The organism is Streptomyces sp. NPDC031466 (genome assembly GCF_055581265.1).
This window is the reverse complement of sequence record NZ_JBVIJT010000006.1, coordinates 222,482-242,517: the sequence shown is the minus strand read 5'-3', so window position 1 is coordinate 242,517 and position 20,036 is coordinate 222,482. Positions and strand designations below refer to the sequence as shown.

17 protein-coding genes are annotated in these 20,036 nt (G+C 73.4%); 8 read left to right on the top strand and 9 right to left on the bottom strand.

The features are described from left to right. The first annotated feature begins 38 nt into the window (after positions 1 to 38). From ACZ5GP_RS16375 to ACZ5GP_RS16360, 4 genes are all read left to right on the top strand, one after another. Positions 39 to 812 (top strand): ABC transporter ATP-binding protein, encoded by a 774-nt coding sequence (locus tag ACZ5GP_RS16375; protein WP_468751470.1) that lies wholly within the window; start codon positions 39 to 41, stop codon positions 810 to 812. After that, positions 809 to 2,413 (top strand): transporter, encoded by a 1,605-nt coding sequence (locus ACZ5GP_RS16370; RefSeq protein ID WP_468751469.1) that lies wholly within the window; start codon positions 809 to 811, stop codon positions 2,411 to 2,413. Before ACZ5GP_RS16375 ends, ACZ5GP_RS16370 begins: the two co-directional genes overlap by 4 nt. Before the next feature lie 99 nt (positions 2,414 to 2,512). Next, positions 2,513 to 3,085: a dihydrofolate reductase family protein gene (locus ACZ5GP_RS16365; RefSeq protein ID WP_468751468.1), complete on the top strand. Its 573-nt coding sequence runs from the start codon at positions 2,513 to 2,515 to the stop codon at positions 3,083 to 3,085. Positions 3,086 to 3,495: 410 nt separating this feature from the next. Continuing rightward, positions 3,496 to 4,869: a PAS domain-containing protein gene (locus ACZ5GP_RS16360; protein ID WP_468751467.1), complete on the top strand. Its 1,374-nt coding sequence runs from the start codon at positions 3,496 to 3,498 to the stop codon at positions 4,867 to 4,869. 121 nt (positions 4,870 to 4,990) lie between these two features. Here the strand turns inward: ACZ5GP_RS16360 and ACZ5GP_RS16355 are convergent, their stop codons facing one another. Continuing rightward, entirely contained in the window at positions 4,991 to 5,755 is a 765-nt protein-coding gene (locus ACZ5GP_RS16355; RefSeq protein WP_468751466.1) for an SIS domain-containing protein, read from the bottom strand. 150 nt (positions 5,756 to 5,905) lie between these two features. Between ACZ5GP_RS16355 and ACZ5GP_RS16350 the strand changes: the two genes are divergently transcribed. Beyond that, on the top strand, positions 5,906 to 6,598 hold the full coding sequence (locus tag ACZ5GP_RS16350) for a metal-dependent transcriptional regulator (protein WP_358588687.1): 693 nt from the start codon (positions 5,906 to 5,908) through the stop codon (positions 6,596 to 6,598). 505 nt (positions 6,599 to 7,103) lie between these two features. After that, on the top strand, positions 7,104 to 7,967 hold the full coding sequence (locus ACZ5GP_RS16345) for an alpha/beta fold hydrolase (protein WP_468751465.1): 864 nt from the start codon (positions 7,104 to 7,106) through the stop codon (positions 7,965 to 7,967). A 111-nt stretch (positions 7,968 to 8,078) separates the two neighbouring features. On the opposite strand, the gene pdxH is transcribed toward ACZ5GP_RS16345, so the two are convergent. Then, on the bottom strand, positions 8,079 to 8,792 hold the full coding sequence (gene pdxH, locus ACZ5GP_RS16340; protein ID WP_468751775.1) for a pyridoxamine 5'-phosphate oxidase: 714 nt from the start codon (positions 8,790 to 8,792) through the stop codon (positions 8,079 to 8,081). A 308-nt stretch (positions 8,793 to 9,100) separates the two neighbouring features. Here pdxH and ACZ5GP_RS16335 point away from each other — a divergent pair, with 308 nt between their 5' ends. Beyond that, complete coding sequence (locus ACZ5GP_RS16335; RefSeq protein ID WP_358588685.1) at positions 9,101 to 10,201, top strand: citrate synthase 2; 1,101 nt, start codon at positions 9,101 to 9,103, stop codon at positions 10,199 to 10,201. 133 nt (positions 10,202 to 10,334) lie between these two features. On the opposite strand, the gene ACZ5GP_RS16330 is transcribed toward ACZ5GP_RS16335, so the two are convergent. Genes ACZ5GP_RS16330 through ACZ5GP_RS16300 form a run of 7 tightly spaced genes read right to left on the bottom strand, consistent with a single transcriptional unit; the run spans position 10,335 to position 18,944 of the window. Then, positions 10,335 to 10,925 (bottom strand): TetR/AcrR family transcriptional regulator, encoded by a 591-nt coding sequence (locus ACZ5GP_RS16330; RefSeq protein WP_468751464.1) that lies wholly within the window; start codon positions 10,923 to 10,925, stop codon positions 10,335 to 10,337. Beyond that, complete coding sequence (locus ACZ5GP_RS16325) at positions 10,913 to 11,647, bottom strand: enoyl-CoA hydratase family protein (RefSeq protein ID WP_468751463.1); 735 nt, start codon at positions 11,645 to 11,647, stop codon at positions 10,913 to 10,915. Before ACZ5GP_RS16325 ends, ACZ5GP_RS16330 begins: the two co-directional genes overlap by 13 nt. A gap of 15 nt (positions 11,648 to 11,662) precedes the next feature. Continuing rightward, a complete protein-coding gene (locus tag ACZ5GP_RS16320; RefSeq protein WP_468751462.1) occupies positions 11,663 to 12,877 on the bottom strand; it encodes an acyl-CoA dehydrogenase family protein in 1,215 nt (404 codons plus the stop codon). After that, positions 12,874 to 14,748: an acetyl/propionyl/methylcrotonyl-CoA carboxylase subunit alpha gene (locus ACZ5GP_RS16315; protein WP_468751461.1), complete on the bottom strand. Its 1,875-nt coding sequence runs from the start codon at positions 14,746 to 14,748 to the stop codon at positions 12,874 to 12,876. The genes ACZ5GP_RS16320 and ACZ5GP_RS16315 overlap by 4 nt, the downstream gene beginning before the upstream one ends. A gap of 10 nt (positions 14,749 to 14,758) precedes the next feature. Further along, positions 14,759 to 16,357, bottom strand: coding sequence for an acyl-CoA carboxylase subunit beta (locus tag ACZ5GP_RS16310; protein ID WP_468751460.1), 1,599 nt, complete (start codon positions 16,355 to 16,357; stop codon positions 14,759 to 14,761). Further along, entirely contained in the window at positions 16,354 to 18,054 is a 1,701-nt protein-coding gene (locus tag ACZ5GP_RS16305) for an acyclic terpene utilization AtuA family protein (protein WP_468751459.1), read from the bottom strand. The genes ACZ5GP_RS16310 and ACZ5GP_RS16305 overlap by 4 nt, the downstream gene beginning before the upstream one ends. Continuing rightward, a complete protein-coding gene (locus tag ACZ5GP_RS16300; protein WP_468751458.1) occupies positions 18,051 to 18,944 on the bottom strand; it encodes a TIGR03084 family metal-binding protein in 894 nt (297 codons plus the stop codon). Before ACZ5GP_RS16300 ends, ACZ5GP_RS16305 begins: the two co-directional genes overlap by 4 nt. A gap of 452 nt (positions 18,945 to 19,396) precedes the next feature. Here ACZ5GP_RS16300 and ACZ5GP_RS16295 point away from each other — a divergent pair, with 452 nt between their 5' ends. Next, positions 19,397 to 19,801: a hypothetical protein gene (locus ACZ5GP_RS16295; RefSeq protein WP_468751457.1), complete on the top strand. Its 405-nt coding sequence runs from the start codon at positions 19,397 to 19,399 to the stop codon at positions 19,799 to 19,801. Positions 19,802 to 20,036 lie beyond the last annotated feature (235 nt).

Here is a 20,036-nt window from a genome sequence, read left to right as displayed (position 1 = left end):
GTGCGGCCACGGGACAGTCGGCGACGGAGGGCGGAACGGTGACCGAGGCGGCGGTACGGGTGCAGGGGCTCTGGAAGCGGTTCGGCGGGCAGATCGCGGTGGCCGGGATCGATCTGACCCTGCCCGCGGGCAAGTTCATCGGCCTGGTCGGGCCCAACGGCGCGGGCAAGACCACCACCCTCTCCATGGTCACCGGCCTGCTCAGACCGGACCAGGGCACCGTCGAGGTCGTCGGGCACGACGTGTGGCGCGACCCCGTCGAGGTCAAGGCCCGCATCGGGGTGCTCCCCGAGGGCCTGCGGCTCTTCGAACGCCTCTCGGGGCACGAACTCCTCGCGTACAACGGCAGACTGCGCGGCCTGCCCGGCGCCGAGGTCGACAAGCGCGCCGCCCAGCTGCTCGACGTACTCGACCTGGCCGGCGCCCGGCACAAGCTCGTCGTCGACTACTCCACCGGCATGCGCAAGAAGATCGGCCTGGCCGCGGCACTACTGCACAACCCCGAAGTCCTCTTCCTCGACGAGCCGTTCGAGGGCGTCGACCCCGTCTCCGCCGAGACGATCCGCGGCGTCCTGGAACGCTACACCGCCTCCGGCGCCACCGTCGTCTTCTCCTCCCACGTCATGGAGCTGGTCGAGTCGCTGTGCGACTGGGTCGCCGTCATGGCCGCGGGCCGCATCCGCGCCCAGGGCACCCTCGCCGAGGTGCGCGGCGCGGCGCCCTCGCTCCAGCGGGCGTTCCTCGAACTCGTCGGCGCGCACGGCCGGGACGCGGGCTCCGACCTCGACTGGCTGGGCGGCGGCACCCGATGACGGCCCCCACCGGCGCCTCGGCGATCACCCCCGTCCTCGTACGGCTGAAGCTCTCCCTCCTGCGCAACGGCCTGCGCCAGTCGGCGGGGCGCCGCGCCGCCTACCTCGCCTCGGCCGCCCTGGCCCTGCTCGTCGCCGCCCTCCAGCTCCTCGGCCTGATCGCGCTGCGCGGCGACGCGCACGCCGCCACCGTCTGCGTCCTGCTCGCCGGGGTCCTCGCCCTCGGCTGGGCCGTCATGCCGCTGTTCTTCCCGAGCGGCGACGAGACGCTGGACCCCACCCGCCTGGTGATGCTGCCGCTGCGCCCCCGCGACCTGGTGCGGGGGCTGCTCGTGGCGTCGCTCGTCGGCATCGGGCCCCTCTTCACGCTCTGCCTGGCCCTCGGCGCGACGATCGCGCTCGCCCACGGCGCCGCGGCCGCCGTCACCGGGGTCCTCGCCTGCGCCCTCACGCTCCTCGTCTGCGTGGCCCTGGCCCGCGCGGTCGCCGCCGCCAACATCCGCCTCCTCACCAGCCGCAAGGGCCGCGACCTCGCGGTGCTGAGCGGCCTGGTCATCGCGGTCGGCGCGCAGGCGGTCAACTTCGGCGCGCAGCATCTCGGTTCGGCCGGGCTCGGCACCCTCGACCCGGCGGCGGCCGTGGTGCGCTGGCTCCCCCCGGCGTCGGCGCTCGGCGCGGTCGACTCGGTGAGCGAGGGCTCGTACGCCGCCGGGGCCGCCCAACTGGCCCTCGCCGCGGCCGCGCTGCCGGCGCTGCTGGTCTACTGGCAGCACAGCCTGACCCGCCTGATGACCGCGCCGGACGGCTCCACCCTGGCGGCCGCCGAACCGCGGAAGAGCACCTCGCGCCTCACCGGAGCCCTCGGCGGCCTGCTGCCCGCCGGCCGCACCGGCACCGTCATGGACCGCGGCCTGCGCTACATGTGGCGCGACCCGAAGACGAAGGCGGCCTGGGTGACGTCCCTGGCCATCGGCCTGATCGTGCCGGTCCTCAACGCCCTCCAGGGCACCGGCTCGGTGTACCTCGCGTGCTTCGCGGCGGGGATGCTCGGCATCCTGATGTACAACCAGTTCGGCCAGGACACCTCGGCGTTCTGGATGGTCGCGATGACGATCTCCTCGCCCCGTGACGCGTACGCGGAGCTGCGGGGCCGCGCCCTGGCGCTGACGCTGATCACCCTCCCCTACGCCACCCTGGTCACCGTCCTGACCACGGCGATGCTCGGCGACTGGCCCGCCCTGCCGGAGGCCCTCGGCCTCTCCTTCGCGCTGCTCGGCGCGATGCTGGCGACGGGCGCCTGGGCCTCGGCCCGCTTCCCGTACTCCATCCCGCAGGAGGGCTACAAGAACGTGGCCCCCGGGCAGGCGGGCCTCGCCTGGCTCTCCGTCTTCGGCGGCATGGTGGCGGCGGCCCTGCTGTGCGCCCCGGTGCTTGCCCTCACGATCTGGCTGCACGCCTCGGACGCGGCTTCCTGGACCTGGCTCCTGCTCCCCGTGGGCGTGGCCTACGGCTGGGGGATCGCGGAGGCCGGAATGCGCCTCGCGGCCCCGCGCGTGGCCGGCCGCCTCCCGGAGATCCTCACGGCGGTCAGCAGGGGATAGCCGCCGACCGATGACTTTCGCGACCCGATGCGGTCTGATGTGGCAGCCGACGATCAGTTCGAAGAGCTGATCCATGACGCGTGACCAGGAGACTTCACGATGCGCACCTTGATCAGCACCGCCTTCGTATCGCTCGACGGCGTGGTGGAGGCCCCCGGCGGCGAGCCGGGCTACCGGAACGCGGGCTGGACCTTCAAGGACATGGAGTTCCTGCCCGAGGCCTTCGAGATCAAGGGCCGGGAGCAGCAGGAGGCCACCGCGATGCTGCTGGGCCGGGTCAGCTACCAGGCGTTCAGCCCGGTCTGGCCGGCCATGGCGGACTTCGCCGACTACAAGTCGATGCCGAAGTACGTCGTCTCCTCGACCCTCGGTGAGGACGACCTGGTGTCGGACTGGGGCGAGACCACGATCCTGCGCTCGCTGGACGAGGTGGCCGCGCTGAAGGAGACCGAGGGCGGCCCGATCATCGTCCACGGCAGCGCCACGCTGAACCGGAGCCTCTCCGACGCCGGCCTGATCGACCGCTACCACCTGCTGGTCCTCCCGCTGCTGCTCGGCGCGGGCAAGCGGCTGTTCAGCGACACCGACAAGGACAAGCAGCGGCTGCGCCTGGTGGAGCACGCGGCGTACGCCAACGGCCTGCAGCTCAACGTCCTCGACGTCGTCCGCTGAGGCGGGCGTCCTGGGGGCACGCGCCCTCGGGACGCGGACGACCCGCGAGCCGTGGTTCCTGGGACGCCGGACGATGCCGGGTCCAGGAAGCCGGCCGGACGTACCGGCGGCTCGCGGGTCGGGTGACTGCTGGGAAATAGGGCCGGCTGCACGCACATCACACGTGCCGGTCCGGCGCCGAATTCGATGCGCGACGACGGGCCGCTAGCCCGCAGTCACCTCACGCGTCCGGTTTCGATACATCTGCCGAACCACCTCCCTTCTCGTGTACGTGCCACCCTAGGAACCGCTCCCCGCGCCGCACAACCGAATTTCGGGGCGCCACTTTTCCCGCGAGTTCCGGGAACCGGCTGTGGGGTGCGTCACGTTCGAGTTGAATGATCTGAGGACACGGCTGCAGGGGGTTCGGGGTGAGTGCTTCGCGGCGGAGCGGGACTACTGACGAACTGGGCCCTGACGAGCCCGAGCAGGGCGGCGCCGAGCTGCTCGCGGCGCTGCTGGACGGGATGGACGCGGCGCTGTGCGCGTTCGACGCCGACGGCGTGGTGACGCACTGGAACCGCGAGGCGGAGCGGGTCCTCGGCTGGTCGGCGGCGGAGGCCGTCGGGCGGCGGGGGCTGTCCGGGTGGGCCGTGCGGGCCGCCGACGCCGGGGACGTCGAGGGGCGGCTGCTGTCCGCGATGGACGCGCCGGGGCGCCAGGTGCACGAGTTCGCCCTGGTGACCAAGGGCGGCGGACGCGTCCTCGTACGGATGCAGTGCGCGTCCGTGCGCGGTGGGGACGGCAAGCCCGCCGGGGTGTACTGCGCCTTCAGCGAGGTCCACGCGCAGATCGACCTGGAACGGTCCATCGCCCTGAGCGAGGCGCTCTTCGAGGACGCCTCGTGGGGCGTGGTCATCGTCGACGCCGACCTGCGCCCCGCGGTGGTCAACGAACACGCCGCCCGCGCGCTGGGCCTCGGGCGCACGGCGGTCCTCGGCAGGCCGCTGGCCGATCTGCTCGGGCAGGGCGTGGAGGAGCTGGAGTGCGCGCTGGCCCATGTGCTCGCCGAGGGCGCGCCGCCCGCCCCCGCCGAGCTGTGGGTGTCGGTGCGGGCGGGCGAGGGCCAGGAGGAGGGCTTCGAGCGGCGGTGCTGGCGCAGCGGCTTCCTGCGGCTCGCCTCACCGCTCACGGAAGAACCGGTTCCGCTCGGTGTCGGATGGCTCTTCCAGGACGTGACCGAGGCGAAGCTGACGGAGCAGGAGGCCTCGCAACTGCGCTTCCGCTCCCAGCAGTCGCACCGCGCGGCGCGGGCCGCCGCCGAGTGCGAGGACCCGATGGAGGCGGCCACCGTCCAGCTGGACTTCGCGCTCGCCGGGTTCGCCGACCACGCCCTGGTCGACCTCGTGGCCGGCGAGGACCCGGTGCGCCTGGTGCGGGTCGCCGCGACGCCCGCCGGGGCGCCGGGGCCGTGTCTGCCGGTGGCCATGGCGGGGATACCGGTCCGCTATCCCGAGGGCCATCCGGCTCCGCAGTGCGTGGAGCGGGCCGGCTCGGTGCGGGCGAGCGCGGGCGCGGCGGCCCCGGAGCGGGCCCGCGAGTGGGCGGGCGCCCGGCAGTGGCCCACGGACACGGTGCACGCCCTGTGCGCGGTGCTGCGCAGCCGGGGCCGGACGCTGGGCGTCGTGACGTTCCTGCGGGGGCCGGGGCGCGGCCAGTTCGAGCGGGCGGACGCGATGTACGCGGAGAGCGTCGCGGCGCGGGTCGCGGCTGCGCTGGACCTGGCCGGGGGCCTCGGAGACTGACGGCGCCCCCCTTCGAGGTGCCTCCAGAAGCGTCGGGGTGCTCTCAGTAGCTTCGGGTGCTCTCCGAAGCGTCGGGGTGCTCTCAGTAGCTTCGGGTGCTCTCCGAAGCGTCGGGGTGCTCTCAGAAGCGGTAGAAGATCCGGTCCCCGTACTCCTGGAAGACCCGGCCGTTCCAGTCGTGGCCCCCGTCCACGTTCCCGGAGCGGAGCAGCGGGGGCTGGACGCCGCGCTCGGCCAGCTCCGCCACCGCGGCGGCGACCATCGCCTGCATGAGCGCGTTCGTCACCACGCTGGAGGCGGGGCCGAACGGCGCGTCGACCCCGTCCAGGGACAGCTCCGCGTCCCCCACGGCGATCTTGGAGTCGACCACCACGTCGCAGTGGTCCTTCAGGAACGTCCCGGAGGTGTGCCGCGACCTGGTCGCGGTGGCGTAGGCGAGCGAGGTCACGCCGATGACCTTGAGGCCGAGCGCGCGGGCGTTCATCGCCATCTCCACCGGCAGCGGGTTCCGCCCGGAGAGCGAGATGATCACCAGGACGTCGCCGGGGCGGGCGGGCGAGGAGTCGAGGACGGCGGCGGCGAGGCCGTCGACGCGCTCCAGGGCGGAGCCCAGGGTGGCGGGCATCACGTCGACGCCGACCACACCGGGCACGGCGAGGAGGTTCATCAGGGCGAGGCCGCCCGCGCGGTAGACGACGTCCTGCGCGGCGAGCGAGGAGTGTCCGGCGCCGAAGGCGAAAAGCCGCCCGTCGGAGGCGGCCGCATCGGCCAGCAGCGTGCCCGCGGCCGCGATGTTCCCGGACTCCTCGTCGCGGACCCGTCGGAGCAGGTCGATGGCGGCGTCGAAGTACTGGCCGGCCGGTTTGCTCTCGCTCTTGGAGCTCATTCGCCTCACGTTGCGGTCTGGACCTACACCCTGTCAACACTGTCTTCGGCCGCCCGGGGGCGGGTTTTCCCACGGCGCGGCACGGTTGTCGGTGGTATGCGTCAGAATTGAGGGCAGGGCCAGCGCACGAGCGAATTCTGAGGGGCACCCATGTCGGGGCTGATTGACACCACTGAGATGTATTTGCGCACCATCCTCGAACTGGAGGAGGAAGGTGTGGTCCCCATGCGCGCCCGGATCGCCGAGCGGCTGGACCAGAGCGGACCGACCGTGAGCCAGACCGTGGCGCGCATGGAGCGCGACGGCCTGGTGGCGGTCGCCAGCGACCGCCATCTGGAGCTGACCGAGGAGGGTCGCCGGCTGGCCACCCGCGTGATGCGCAAGCACCGCCTGGCGGAGTGCCTGCTGGTCGACGTGATCGGGCTGGAGTGGGAGCAGGTGCACGCCGAGGCCTGCCGCTGGGAGCACGTGATGAGCGAGGCCGTGGAGCGCCGCGTCCTGGAGCTGCTGCGCCACCCCACCGAGTCGCCGTACGGCAACCCGATCCCGGGTCTGGAGGAGCTGGGCGAGAAGGACGGCGCGGACCCGTTCCTGGACGAGGGCATGGTCTCCCTGACGGAGCTCGACCCGGGCACCGAGGGCAAGACGGTCGTCGTGCGGCGCATCGGCGAGCCGATCCAGACGGACGCCCAGCTGATGTACACGCTGCGGCGGGCCGGTGTGCAGCCGGGCTCCGTGGTGAGCGTGACCCAGTCGGCGGGCGGCGTGCTCGTGGGCAGCAGCGGCGAGGCCGCGGAGCTGTCCGCGGAGATCGCCTCGCACGTCTTCGTCGCCAAGCGCTGAGGACAACTTCCGCTGCCAGAGGGGTAGTTGACAAGCCGCTGCGATCTCCGCGAGATGTCGCGGAGTCCAAGATCCAGTGTGCGGAATCGCAGCGCGCGAGCGTTTCGCGTGCGAGGCTGTCGCGAGAGGCATATGACCTGAAGGCTCTTGACCGTGTCGGCGCCGGGTCTGGCCGCACGGCCGGAGAGGGGGCGGGATGTGCCCGTCTGGTGAGTCCGGATGCGAGGGTCCCGGCGCCCGAGGGCGCCGGGACCTGTCCTCCCCTGTACTGACCCGGAGCCCCGAGCTCTCGGGGTCAGTTCCCGCGGACCGGTTTCCCCGAGCGGCCCGCCTCCCGATGAAGATCTCCCCTCGGCCGCGCGGGTCAATCCTTGAGCGTGGTCACCCGAACGAGGGGTGTTACCCGCGATCCGCCCGTTCTCGAAAGGGAGTTCGATAGCGTGCGGGGGTGTGGGGCAAGGCCAGGCGTGGGTCCCGAGCGGAGTCAAGGGGGGTGCCAGGAATCATGGTGCGGCGCATCGACGTGACGGGCGCGGAGGGCGTACGCCTCGCCGCCTGGGAGTTCGCCGATCCTCCCAAGGCGGGAGAGGGCGAGGGGGCGCCGGGCGGTGTGCTGCTGCTGCACGGCCTGATGGGTCGGGCCTCGCACTGGGCGGACACCGCCCGCTGGCTCTCCGAGCGGCACCGCGCGGTCGCCCTCGACCAGCGCGGCCACGGCCGCAGCGAGAAGCGGCCCGAGGGCCCCTACACCCGCGAGGCCTACGTGGCCGACGCCGAGGCGGCCCTGGAGCAGCTCGGCCTCGCGCCCGCCGTCCTGATCGGCCACTCCATGGGGGCGCTGACCGCCTGGCAGCTGGCCGCGCGCCGCCCGGACCTGGTGCGGGGTCTTGTCATCTGCGACATGCGGGCCTCGGCGCTCGGCGCGGCCTCGCAGCGCGAGTGGGAGCAGTGGTTCACGTCCTGGCCGGTGCCGTTCGCGACGCTCGCCGACGTCCGCAGGTGGTTCGGCGAGGACGACCCGTGGGTGGAGCGCCCCAACCCCTCGCGCGGCGAGTTCTTCGCCGAGGTGATGGCCGAGGGCCCGGACGGCTGGCGGCCGGTGTTCGACCCCGCCCAGATGCTCAGGTCCCGCGAGCCGTGGGTGCACGACGCGCACTGGGAGGAGCTGATGCAGGTCCGCTGCCCGGCGCTCGTCGTGCGCGGCCTGGACGGCGAGCTGGGGCGGGCCGAGTCCCAGGAGATGGTCCGCGTGCTGCCCCGCGGCGAGTACGCGGAGGTGGCCGACGCGGGGCACCTCGTCCACTACGACCAGCCCAGCGCGTGGCGGGCGGCCGTCGAGCCGTTCCTGGACAGGGTCCTCGCCGGGTAGACCGGTGGGCCGGGTGTGCGCGGGGTCTGTCGTGGCCTTCGGCCCACTCGTCCTCAGACACCGGACGGGCTGTCCACTCCGGCCGAGGCTCGTCCCCAAACGTCGGCCTTGTCACGGGCTCAGGCGTTCCAGGTGCCAGCCCTTGCCGCCCTTGTCGTCCGGCGTCCGGACGTAGCGCAGGCGGTCGTGCAGGCGGTTCCTGCGGCCCTGCCAGAACTCCACCGCCTGCGGGGTCACCCGGAACCCGCCCCAGTTCGGGGGCACGGGGACCTGTTCACCCACCGGATAGCGGGCCGCCAAGTCGGCGTACGCGCGGTCCAGTTCGTCCCGGGAGGCGAGCACGGAGGACTGGGCGCTGGCCCAGGCGCCGAGCTGGGAGCCGTGCGGGCGGGTGCGGAAGTAGGCGACCGTCTCCTCGCGCCCGACCCGCGCGGCGGTGCCGGAGACGATGACCTGGCGGGCCACGGGGTGCCAGGGGAAGAGCAGCGAGACGTGGGCGTTGCCGGCCAGTTCCCGGGCCTTGCGGGAGTCGTAGTTGGTGAAGAAGACGAAGCCGCGCTCGTCGAAGCCCTTCAGGAGCACCGTGCGGGAGCTGGGCCTGCCCTCGGCGTCGACCGTCGAGACGATCATGGCGTTCGGCTCGTGCAGGACGTCCTTGTCGCGCGCCGCCTCCTTGAACCAGCGCGCGAACTGTGCCATGGGGTCGGCGGGCAGCTCCGCCTCGACGAGCCCCTCGGTGACGTACTGCTCGCGCATGCCGGCCGGCTCGGGGAGAGGTTCGGGGAAAGGGGCACTGGAGTCGGTCACCCGGTCATCTTGCCGTATCGGGGCGGGCGCCCGGCGGGGTGTTCCGCGCCCCGGAGAGGTGACCTGTGGCACTGAGTGCCGCGTTCCATCGCCAAAGGTGACACCAGGGGATATCGTCCTGCTGCCGAATCGGTTGGGTGACCACCAGCCCCACGGGGCATCACCGGGGTGACCGCTTCGGACCGCGAGTCGGCGAACGCGCCGTACAAAGGCCAGATCGACCGCGGAACCGGATCGTTGTTCGCCCGATTTTGACGCATGGTCATGAGCTGGTCGTCAACCCATCTCGCACACCATCCTGTCGAACCATCACGAGGAGCCGCCTGATGTCCGACTTCGTACCCGGTCTTGAAGGAGTCGTCGCGTTCGAGACGGAGATCGCCGAACCGGACAAGGAAGGCGGCGCGCTGCGCTACCGCGGCGTCGACATCGAGGACCTGGTCGGCCACGTCTCCTTCGGGAACGTGTGGGGCCTGCTCGTGGACGGCGCGTTCAACCCCGGTCTGCCGCCCGCCGAGCCCTTCCCGATCCCCGTGCACTCCGGTGACATCCGCGTGGACGTCCAGTCCGCGCTCGCGATGCTCGCCCCGGTGTGGGGGCTGCGCCCGCTGCTCGACATCAGCGAGGAGCGGGCCCGCGAGGACCTGGCGCGCGCCGCCGTCATGGCCCTGTCCTACGTCGCCCAGTCCGCCCGCGGCCAGGGCCTGCCGATGGTCCCGCAGCGGGAGATCGACAAGGCCGGGACCGTCGTCGAGCGGTTCATGAAGCGCTGGCGCGGGGAGCCCGACCCCAAGCACGTCCAGGCCGTCGACGCGTACTGGACGTCGGCCGCCGAGCACGGCATGAACGCCTCCACGTTCACCGCGCGCGTCATCGCCTCCACCGGCGCGGACGTGGCGGCGGCGTTGAGCGGGGCGGTGGGCGCGATGTCCGGTCCGCTGCACGGCGGGGCGCCGTCCCGGGTCCTCGGCATGATCGAGGAGATCGAGCGCACGGGTGACGCCGTGGCGTACGTGAAACAGGCGCTGGACAAGGGCGAGCGGCTGATGGGCTTCGGGCACCGCGTGTACCGCGCCGAGGACCCGCGGGCGCGGGTGCTGCGCCGTACCGCCCGCGAGCTGGGGGCGCCCCGCTTCGAGGTCGCCGAGGCGCTGGAGAAGGCGGCCCTGGACGAGCTGCACGCGCGGCGGCCCGACCGGGTCCTCGCCACGAACGTGGAGTTCTGGGCGGCGATCGTCCTGGACTTCGCGGAGGTGCCGGCGCACATGTTCACGTCGATGTTCACCTGTGCGAGGACCGCCGGGTGGTCGGCGCACATTCTTGAGCAGAAGCGGACGGGGCGGTTGGTGCGGCCCTCCGCGCGGTACGTGGGGCCCGGGTCGCGCGGGCCCCAGGAGATCGAGGGGTACGGGGACATCTCCCGCTGAGCCCGGGGGGCACCGTCTCGGGGGGCCTCGGGGGCTACCGCCTCGGGGCTCCGCCCCGGACCCCGCTCCTCAAACGCCGGAGGGGCTGAATTCCGGCCCCTTCAGCCGAGCCGGGTAGCTGCTGTTCGCCCCTTCAGCCGAGCGCCCCCTCCACCAGTGCCGTCCACTGGGCGACGACCCGCTCCCTGCGTGCTCCGTCGTCCGTGAGGAGGTTCGCGAGGCCGAGGCCCCGGGCCATGTCCAGCAGGCCCTGGATGGTCTCGCGGACGCCGGGCACGGACTCGTCGGCGCCGAGGAGTTCCACCGCGATGCGGTGCGTCTCGCGGCCGACGCGGGCCTCCAGCTCCGTCACCCGGGGGCCCAGCTGCGGTTCGTGGGACGCGGCGACCCACAGGTGGAGCGCCGCCCGGAAGAGCGGACCGGTGTAGAGGTCCACCAGGGCGGCGACCACCGGGCCACGGTCCTGCGCGGGCAGGGAGCGCAGGGCCGTGGAGCGCTGCTCGGCGACGTACTCCACGGCCGCCGTGAAGAGGTCCTCGCGGGTCGGGAAGTGGTGCTGGGCGGCGCCCCGCGAGACCCCGGCCCGCTCGGCGACCACCGAGACCGTCGAGCCCGCCCAGCCGTGCTCGGCGAGGCACGACACGGCGGCCTCCAGGAGCTTTTGCCGCGTCGCGCGGCTGCGGTCCTGCTTGGGCGCCCGGTCGGCGGTGGTCACAGCGCCCATGGGGGCTCCCGTCGTTCGAGGAACGCCCCCATGCCCTCCCGCGCCTCGGTAGAACCGAAGAGCCGCGCGGACAGGGCGAGCAGGGCGTCCGAATGCTCGTCGAATGCGTCCAGCACCCTAGCCGTGAGCAGCTTCTTCGTCTCGGCCAGGGCGCCCGGCGCCGCCTTCCGCAGCCCGTCGAGCATCGGTGCGAGACCCGCGTCCACGTCGGCGGCGTACGCCGTGACCAGGCCGATCCGCGCCGCCTCCGCCGCCTCGAAGCGCTCCCCGGTGAGGTGGTAGCGGGCGCCGGCGCCCGGGTCGAGGCGGGGCAGCAGGGTCAGGGAGATCACGGCGGGCGCCACCCCGAGGCGGACCTCCGTGAGCGCGAACGACGCGCCCGGCCCGGCCACCGCGAGGTCGCACGCGCCGAGCAGCCCGAGCCCGCCCGCCCGCACATGGCCGTCCACCCGCGCGAGCACCGGTTTGGGCAGCTCCACGATCTGCCGCAGCAGCCGCACGAAGTCCCGGGGGTCCGGTGGCTCGCGCAGGTCGGCGCCGGCGCAGAACGTCGTCCCCGTGTGGGTGAGGACGACCGCCCGCACGGCGGGGTCCCCGCCGAGACCGTGGAGCGCCTCGGCGAGCGCGCCCAGCAGGTCCGCCGAGAGCGCGTTGCGGCGCTCGGGGAAGTCCAGGCGGACGGTGACGATCCCCCGCTGCGGGGAGGAGACGACGAGGCTCATGGGCGGGGCTCCTCCTCAGTAGGACTTGGGCAGGCCGAGGCTCTGGTGGGAGACGTAGTTGAGGATCATCTCCCTGCTGACCGGGGCGATCCGCGCCACCCGGGAGGCCACGACGAGCGAGGCGAGGCCGAACTCCTTGGTCAGGCCGTTGCCGCCGAGGGTGTGCACGGCCTGGTCGACGGCCTTCACGCAGGCGTCGGCGGCGGCCAGCTTGGCCATGTTGGCGGCCTCGCCCGCCGCAATGTCGTCGCCGTCGTCGTAGAGCCTCGCGGCCTTCTGCATCATCAGGCGGGCCAGTTCGATCTCGATGTGGGACTGGGCGAGGGGGTGCGCGATGGCCTGGTGGGCGCCGATGGGCGTCTTCCAGACGGTGCGCTCCCTCGCGTACCCGACGGCGCGGTCCAGGGCGAAGCGGGCCATGCCGAGCGAGAAGGCGGCCGTCATGATCCGCTCGGGGTTGAGGCCCGCGAAGAGCTGGAGGAGGCCCGCGTCCTGGTCGCCGACAAGCGCGTCGGCGGGCAGCCGTACGTCGTCCAGGACCAGCTCGAACTGCTTCTCGGCCGCCTGGAGCTCCATGGCGATCTGCCGCCGCTCGAAGCCGGGGGCGTCGCGCGGGACGATGAACAGGCACGGCTTGAGGCTGCCGGTGCGGGCGTCGTGCGTCCGGCCGACGACGAGCGTGGCGTCGGCGATGTCGACGCCGGAGATGAACACCTTGCGCCCGCTCAGCAGCCAGTCGCCGGTGTCGGGGTCGCGGCGGGCCGTGGTGGTGATGCGGTGGGAGTTGGAGCCCGCGTCCGGCTCGGTGATGCCGAAGGCCATGGTGCGGGAGCCGTCGGCGAGGCCGGGCAGCCAGGTCCGCTTCTGCGCGTCGGTGCCGAAGCGGGCGATGACGGTGCCGCAGATCGCGGGCGAGACGACCATCATCAGCAGCGGGCAGCCGGCCGCGCCCAGCTCTTCGAGCACGATGGACAGTTCGCTGATGCCGCCGCCTCCCCCGCCGTACTCCTCAGGCAGGTTCACCCCGAGGTAGCCGAGCCGGGCGGCGTCCGCCCACAGCTCGTCGGGGTGGCCGTCGCCCGCCACGACACGGGTCATGTACTCCCGTCCGTAGCGCTTGCCGAGGGCGGCGACGGCGGCGCGCAGCGCCCGGTGCTCCTCGGTCTCCAGAACGGTGCTGCGTACGGTGCTTCCAGCGACGCTGCGTGTGGTGCTGCGTGCGGTGCTCATGCGGACTCCTCCGGTTCGGCGGCCTGGACGACGGCGAGCAGCTGGCCGACCTCGACCTGGCGGCCGGGTGCGGCGTGCAGCGCGGTGAGCGTGCCGGAGGCGGGAGCGCAGACGCGGTGCTCCATCTTCATCGCCTCCAGCCAGACGAGGGGCTGCCCGGCCGTGACCGCCGCGCCCTCGGCGAGTCCTTCGGCGACGCGCACGACGGTGCCCGGCATCGGGGCGAGCAGCGAGCCGGGCGCGCGGTGGGCGGTGGGCTCGGGGAGCAGGGGCAGCGCGGTCAGGGCGGTGTCCCCGTGCGCTGTGGTGACGTGCACGCGCTCGCCGTACCGGGCGACGGTGAACTTCCTTCGTACGCCGTCGGCCTCCAGCTCGACGCGGGTCGGCGTCACGGTCAGGACCCGCACCCCCTCGGCGGTCGGGCCGCGCCGGGTGTGGTCGTAGCGGACGTCGTGTTCGGTGCCGTCGGGTTCGGTGCGGTAGCGCTTGAGGTGGGGCTGGGAGCGGAGGTTGCGCCAGCCGCCGAACCGGGAGCGGCCGTGCGCGTCGGCGAGGGCGGCGGCGAGCGGGGCCAGGGGGTCGGGCGCGGCGCCGGTCAGCTGCGCGGCGTGCCGGTCGTAGAAGCCGGTGTCCATGCGGGCGCCGGTGAACTCCGGGTGCCGCAGGGAGCGTACGAGCAGGTCGCGGTTGGTGACGGGGCCGTGGACGACGGCCCGCTCCAGGGCGCCGGCCAGTTTGCGCAGGGCCTCGGCGCGGGTGGGCGCGTGCGCGACGGCCTTGGCGAGCATCGCGTCGTAGTGGACGCCGATCGTGTCGCCGTCCGTGTAGCCGGTGTCGAGGCGGACGCCCGGGACGTCCAGGTGGTGCAGGGTGCCGGTCTGCGGGGCCCAGCCGGCCGCCGGGTCCTCGGCGTACAGGCGGGCCTCGACGGCGTGCCCGCGCGCGGGCGGCGGCTCCGCCTCCAGGGCGTGGCCCTCGGCGACGCGGATCTGGAGCGCGACCAGGTCGAGGCCGAACACGGCCTCGGTGACGGGGTGTTCGACCTGGAGGCGGGTGTTCATCTCCAGGAAGTGGGCTCGGCCGTCGGCGACGAGGAACTCGACCGTGCCCGCCCCCCGGTACGCGGTCACGCGCGCGGCCCGCACCGCCTGTGTGTGCAGTTCCGCGACCAGGTCAGGGGCGAGGCCCGGCGCCGGGGACTCCTCGATGACCTTCTGGTGGCGGCGCTGGAGGGTGCAGTCGCGGGTGCCGAGCGTCCACACCGTGCCGTGCGCGTCGGCCATGACCTGCACCTCGACGTGCCGGCCGCCTTCGACGAACGGCTCCACGAACACCTCGCCGTCCCCGAAGGCACCGGTCGCCTCCGCGCGCGCCGCCGCCAACTCCCCCGCGAGGTCGGCGAGGTCGCGGACGACGCGCATGCCGCGTCCGCCGCCCCCGGCCGCCGCCTTCACCAGGAGGGGCAGGTCGGCCTCGGTGGGGTCGCCGAGCGGTGCGACGCCCATCAGCTCCTTGGCGCGCGTCTTGGACGCCATCGCCTCGATGGCCTCGGGCGGCGGGCCGATCCAGACCAGGCCGGCGGCCAGGACCGCGCGGGCGAAGCCGGCGTTCTCGGAGAGGAAGCCGTAGCCGGGGTGGACGGCGTCGGCGCCCGCCGCCCGCGCGGCCCGTACGACGAGGTCGCCGCGCAGATACGTCTCGGCGGGCGCCGCACCGGGCAGCCGTACGGCCGTGTCGGCCTCCCGTACGTGCAGGGCGTCCGCGTCGGCGTCGGAGTACACGGCGACCGTGGCGATGCCGAGGTCGCGGCAGGTACGGAAGACGCGGCAGGCGATCTCGCCGCGGTTGGCCACCAGGACTGACTCGATCATCGTCACTGCCTCACATCCGGAAGACACCGAAGCCGCCGCGCGCGCCTTCGTAGGGGGCCGTGTGGATCGCGGACAGGCAGAGGCCGAGGACGGTGCGGGTGTCGCGCGGGTCGATGACCCCGTCGTCGTAGAGCCGTCCGGACAGGAACATGGGCAGGGACTCGGCCTCGATCTGCTGCTCCACCATGGCCCGCAGACCGGCGTCGGCCTCGTCGTCGTACGGCTGTCCCTTCGCGGCAGCCGACGCGCGGGCGACGATCGACAGGACGCCGGCGAGCTGCTGCGGGCCCATGACGGCCGACTTGGCGCTCGGCCAGGCGAAGAGGAAGCGGGGGTCGTAGGCGCGCCCGCACATGCCGTAGTGCCCGGCGCCGTAGGAGGCGCCCATGAGGACGGACAGGTGCGGGACGCGCGAGTTGCTGACCGCGTTGATCATCATCGCGCCGTGCTTGATGATGCCGCCCTGCTCGTACTCCTTGCCGACCATGTAGCCGGTGGTGTTGTGCAGGAAGAGCAGCGGGATGTCGCGCTGGTTGGCCAGTTGGATGAACTGGGCGGCCTTCTGGGACTCTTCGCTGAACAGCACGCCCCGCGCGTTGGCGAGGATGCCGAGGGGGTAGCCGTGCAGGGCGGCCCAGCCGGTGGTGAGGCTGGTGCCGTAGAGCGGCTTGAACTCGTCGAAGTCGGACCCGTCGACGATGCGGGCGATGACCTCGCGCGGGTCGAAGGGGTTCTTCAGGTCGCCGGGGACGATGCCGAGGAGTTCGTCCTCGTCGTACTCGGGCGACTCGGCCGGGCCCGGATCGGAGTGCGCCTTGCGCCAGTTGAGGCGCGCGACGACCCTGCGGGCCCGGCGCAGCGCGTCCCGTTCGTCCTCGGCGAGGTGGTCGGCGAGGCCCGAGGTGCGGGCGTGCATCTCGGCGCCGCCGAGCGACTCGTCGTCGCTCTCCTCGCCGGTCGCCATCTTCACCAGCGGCGGTCCGCCGAGGAAGACCTTCGCCCGTTCCTTGACCATGATCACGTGGTCGCTCATGCCGGGGACGTAGGCGCCGCCCGCCGTGGAGTTCCCGAAGACGACGGCGATCGTCGGGATGCCGGCCGCCGAGGACTGCGTGAGGTGCTTGAAGAGGGCGCCGCCCGGGATGAAGATCTCCTTCTGGGAGGGCAGGTCGGCGCCCCCGGACTCCACGAGGTGGATCGACGGCAGCCGGTTCGCGTAGGCGATCTCGTGGGCCCGGAAGGCCTTCTTCAGCGTCCAGGGGTTGGAGGCGCCGCCCCGGACCGTCGGGTCGTTGGCGGTGATCAGGCATTCGACGCCCTCGACGACACCGATGCCGGTGACCATGGAGGCGCCGACGGGATGGTCGGTGCCCCAGGCGGCCAGCGGCGACAGCTCCAGGAAGGGCGTGTCGGGGTCGAGGAGCAGTTCGATGCGTTCGCGGGCGAGCAACTTGCCGCGCCCGCGGTGGCGTCGGACGTATTTCTCGCCGCCGCCCTCCAGGGCCTTGGCCTGCTCGGCGTCGAGTGCGGCCAGCTTCTCCAGCATGGCCGCGCGGTGCTCGGCGTACTCGGCGCTCGCGGGGTCGAGCGCGGAGGCGAGGACGGTCACAGCAGTACCTCCGGTAGGTCCAGGTGGCGGGCGCGCAGCCACTCGCCGAGGCCCTTGGCCTGCGGGTCGAAGCGGGCCCGCGCGGCCACGCCCGCGCCGAGCAGGCCCTCGACGACGAAGTTCAGGGCGCGCAGGTTGGGCAGGTCGTGGCGTACGACGGTCAGGTCGACGCACTCGGGCAGCAGGTGCCGCAGGCGGTCCACCGTCAGCTCGTGGGCGAGCCAGCGCCAGGCGTCGTCGGAGCGCGCCCACACGCCGATGTTGGCGTCGCCTCCCTTGTCGCCGCTGCGGGCCCCGGCGACGAGCCCGAGCGGGGCGCGGCGGGTGGGGCCCGGTGGCAGGGGTGCGGGCAGGGGTGGCGGCGGCACGTCCTGGAGTACGAGGGTGTCGTGGCCGCCCGACTCCACCGGACGCCGCTCGCCGTCGGGCAGCACGGCCGTGTGCGGGACGTCGGAGCGGTCCACGTACGCGGCCTCGAAGATCCCGTACGGTTCGCCCTTGCCGGGGGGCGCGGTCACGTGGAAGCCGGGGTAGCTGCCGAGGGCGAGTTCGACCGCGGCGCCGCTGAGGGCGCGGCCCACCGCGTCGGCGTCGGGGTCGCGCACGACGAGCCGCAGCAGGGCGGACGCCGTCTCCTCGGTGGCCGCGTCCGCGTGGTCGGTGCGGGCCAGCTCCCAGCGCAGCTCGGCGGGGCGGGACCCGGCGCGGTGCAGGGCGTCCTCCAGTTGGGCGCGCAGGAGCGTGGCCTTGGCCTCGATGTCGAGGCCGGTGAGGACGAAGACGACCTCGTTGCGGTGGCCGCCGAGCCGGGTGAGACCCACCTTCAGGGTGGGCGGCGGGGCCTCGCCGCGCACGCCGTCGACGCGTACCCGGTCGGGGCCCTCCTGGGTGAGCGCGACGGTGTCCAGGCGGGCGGTGACGTCCGGGCCCGCGTACCGGGCGCCCTGCGTCTCGTACAGGAGCTGCGCGGTGACGGTGCCGACGTCGACGAGGCCGCCGGTGCCGTCGTGCTTGGTGATGACGGCGGAACCGTCCTCGTGGATCTCGGCGAGCGGGAAGCCGGGGCGGCGCAGGGCCGCCGGGTCGTGCGCGGCGAAGAAGGCGTAGTTGCCGCCGGTGGCCTGCGTCCCGCACTCCAGGACGTGCCCGGCGACGACCGCGCCCGCGAGCCGGTCGTAGGCGGTGGGCGCCCAGCCGAAGTGGGCGGCGGCGGGCCCGGTGACCAGAGCGGCGTCGGTCACCCGCCCCGTGACGACCACGTCGGCGTCGCCCCGCAGGCAGGCCGCGATGCCGGCGCCGCCGAGGTAGGCGTGGGCGGTGAGCGCGCCGGGGAAGCGGGCGCCGAGGTCGTCGCCCTCGACGTGCGCGACCCGCGTGGGGACGCCGAGCCGCGCGGCCAGGTCCCGCACGGCGCCGGCGAGGCCCGCCGGGTTCAGCCCGCCCGCGTTGACGACGATCTTCACGCCCCGCTCGTGGGCGGTGCCCAGGCACTCCTCCAGCTGCCGCAAGAAGGTCTTGGCATACCCGCGCGCGGGGTCCTTGAGGCGGTCACGGCCGAGGATCAGCATGGTCAGCTCGGCGAGGTAGTCACCGGTCAGCACGTCGAGGTGACCGCCGGTCAGCATCTCGCGCAGGGCGTCGAACCGGTCACCGTAGAACCCGGAGGCGTTCCCTATGCGCAGGGGCGACCGCTTCATGCGCCGGCTCCCGGGGTGCTGTCTCCCGAGGCGACGTGGGCCTGTGACGCGGCTGCCCGCGCCCCGCCTCCCTGCGCCCCGTCTGCCCTCGGCGTGTCTCCTGGCGCCCGAGGGGCGCGGCCCGTGCCCGGGGGGCCCGCGAAGGCCTGGGCGATGTCCAGCCAGCGGTCGGCGTCGGCGCCCTCGGCGCGCAGGGACAGGTCGGCGCGGTGCGCGCGGCGCGTCACGAGCAGGCAGAAGTCGAGCGCGGGCCCGGTCACGCGCTGGGCGGCGCCCTCGGGCCCGTACGCCCACGACTCGCCGGTCACGGGCGCGGTCAGCTCGACCCGGAACTCCTCGCGGGGCGCGCTCTCCCCCCGTACGGCGAACGCGAAGTCCCGCGCCCGTACGCCGATCCGCGCCACGTGCCGCAGCCTGCCGGTCGGTGTCCGCCGCACGCCGAGCGCGTCCGCCACGTCCTGGCCGTGCGCCCAGGTCTCCATGAGCCGCGCGCTCGCCATGGACGGCACCGCCATGGGCGGCCCGTACCAGGGCAGCCGGGTCCCCGGAGGCGCCTCGGCGAGGACCCGGGCCAGCTCGTCGCGCCCGGCACGCCAGCGCGCGAGCAGCTCGGCGGGTGCCAGCGCCGCCCCTTGCTCGGCGCCCTCGTCCACGAACGAGTCGGGCGCCGCGGCGGCCTTGTCGACCTCGGTGGCGAAGGCGCCCGGGTCGGTGGCGGCGAGCAGGGCGGCCCGGTCGGTCCAGGCCAGGTGCGCGATCTGGTGGGCGATCGTCCAGCCGGGCGCGGGGGTGGCGAGGGCCCAGCGGTCCTCGCTCAGATCGCCGACGAGCCGGTCGAGTTCCTCGCTCTCGCGGCGCAGGTCGTCGAGCACGGACGGGGCATCGGACACGGAACGCTCCCCTCGGGGCACGAATGGGGTCTCCCCCTGCTCGACCGAAGCGGAGAGCTTGGGGAAGTGCCTGGGAGCATGGCAGCGCGCCGAGAAACAAGCAAGCGTGCTTGCATGAATTTACGCACGCCGTGTATCCGGTCCGGTGGAGCGGCGGCGTCCTCGTGCGGGGGCGGGCCAAGAGCAGAATCGGGAGGAGAAGCGGGAGGAGGAACGGGAGGAGGACGCGTAGAAGCGCTGCCGCCCGTCACTCGGCATGGCCGGTGTGGGGGGTGATGTCACCGGGCCCGGGAGGTGTCGTCGGAGACCTTGGTGAACGGAGTGACCGCGCCGTGCGTCACACGTGAGGGAGTGCGGTGCCTGCGGAAGGCACAGCCCCGCCCTCGGGTCCCTGAGGGGCGGTGCGGTCCGAAACGGGCGTCTGTGGTGCTGGTGAAAGCTAGGCTCCGGTCATGCCCGAGCCCTTCGTGAACGGCGACGTACACCACAGCGCGTGCGGCGTCTGTCCGTCGCGGTTTCACGCGGTCGGCGAGTTCGACGTGTTCGAGCGACCGACCCCGGAATGCCCGTTCAACAAGGCGGACGGGCACCGGTACTTGAGCGACGGGACACCGGTGTGTGTCCACCCCGGAAAGGTCGGGCTGCCCGCGAAGCGCTACAAGAGCGAAGGCGAGCCGCTGACGGTCGAGTTGCAGCTACCGCCCGACCCTTCCGCGGTGGTGCCGTATCTGCATGACGTGCTGTACGGCGCGGCCCCGGTCCTCCTGGATGACCTGATCTCACAGGCACAGCAGCAGATCCGGCAGCGCTTCCCGGAACTGGACCCGCTCACGTTGATGCGACAGGCACTCGGCTAGCCGTTACGCGGGGACGGGCTCGAACGTGATGCTGTGCGCGAGACCCATCCGGCGGAAGCCCGCCGCTTCGTATTTCCCCCGCAAGATGCCGAGCCGGCGAGTCACCTCCGCGTGCGTGAGCCCCTGAGACCCCGAAGGGGCTCGGTGTAGACCGTGTCCGCAAGGGGGTTCCGGGGTGCACGGGTCATGCCCCTTGTAGGGACCGAAGGGGTTCCGGTCTCGGTATCGGGCCTGA

What these genes read in the sequence shown, in the direction of transcription:
- ACZ5GP_RS16370 (WP_468751469.1), top strand. Translation starts at nt 809, where the DNA reads ATGACGGCCCCCACCGGCGCCTCGGCGATCACCCCCGTCCTCGTACGG.
- ACZ5GP_RS16365 (WP_468751468.1), top strand. Translation starts at nt 2,513, where the DNA reads ATGCGCACCTTGATCAGCACCGCCTTCGTATCGCTCGACGGCGTGGTG.
- ACZ5GP_RS16355 (WP_468751466.1), bottom strand. Translation starts at nt 5,755, where the DNA reads ATGAGCTCCAAGAGCGAGAGCAAACCGGCCGGCCAGTACTTCGACGCC.
- ACZ5GP_RS16350 (WP_358588687.1), top strand. Translation starts at nt 5,906, where the DNA reads ATGTCGGGGCTGATTGACACCACTGAGATGTATTTGCGCACCATCCTC.
- ACZ5GP_RS16345 (WP_468751465.1), top strand. Translation starts at nt 7,104, where the DNA reads ATGGTGCGGCGCATCGACGTGACGGGCGCGGAGGGCGTACGCCTCGCC.
- ACZ5GP_RS16335 (WP_358588685.1), top strand. Translation starts at nt 9,101, where the DNA reads ATGTCCGACTTCGTACCCGGTCTTGAAGGAGTCGTCGCGTTCGAGACG.
- ACZ5GP_RS16330 (WP_468751464.1), bottom strand. Translation starts at nt 10,925, where the DNA reads ATGGGCGCTGTGACCACCGCCGACCGGGCGCCCAAGCAGGACCGCAGC.
- ACZ5GP_RS16325 (WP_468751463.1), bottom strand. Translation starts at nt 11,647, where the DNA reads ATGAGCCTCGTCGTCTCCTCCCCGCAGCGGGGGATCGTCACCGTCCGC.
- ACZ5GP_RS16320 (WP_468751462.1), bottom strand. Translation starts at nt 12,877, where the DNA reads ATGAGCACCGCACGCAGCACCACACGCAGCGTCGCTGGAAGCACCGTA.
- ACZ5GP_RS16315 (WP_468751461.1), bottom strand. Translation starts at nt 14,748, where the DNA reads ATGATCGAGTCAGTCCTGGTGGCCAACCGCGGCGAGATCGCCTGCCGC.
- ACZ5GP_RS16305 (WP_468751459.1), bottom strand. Translation starts at nt 18,054, where the DNA reads ATGAAGCGGTCGCCCCTGCGCATAGGGAACGCCTCCGGGTTCTACGGT.
- ACZ5GP_RS16295 (WP_468751457.1), top strand. Translation starts at nt 19,397, where the DNA reads ATGCCCGAGCCCTTCGTGAACGGCGACGTACACCACAGCGCGTGCGGC.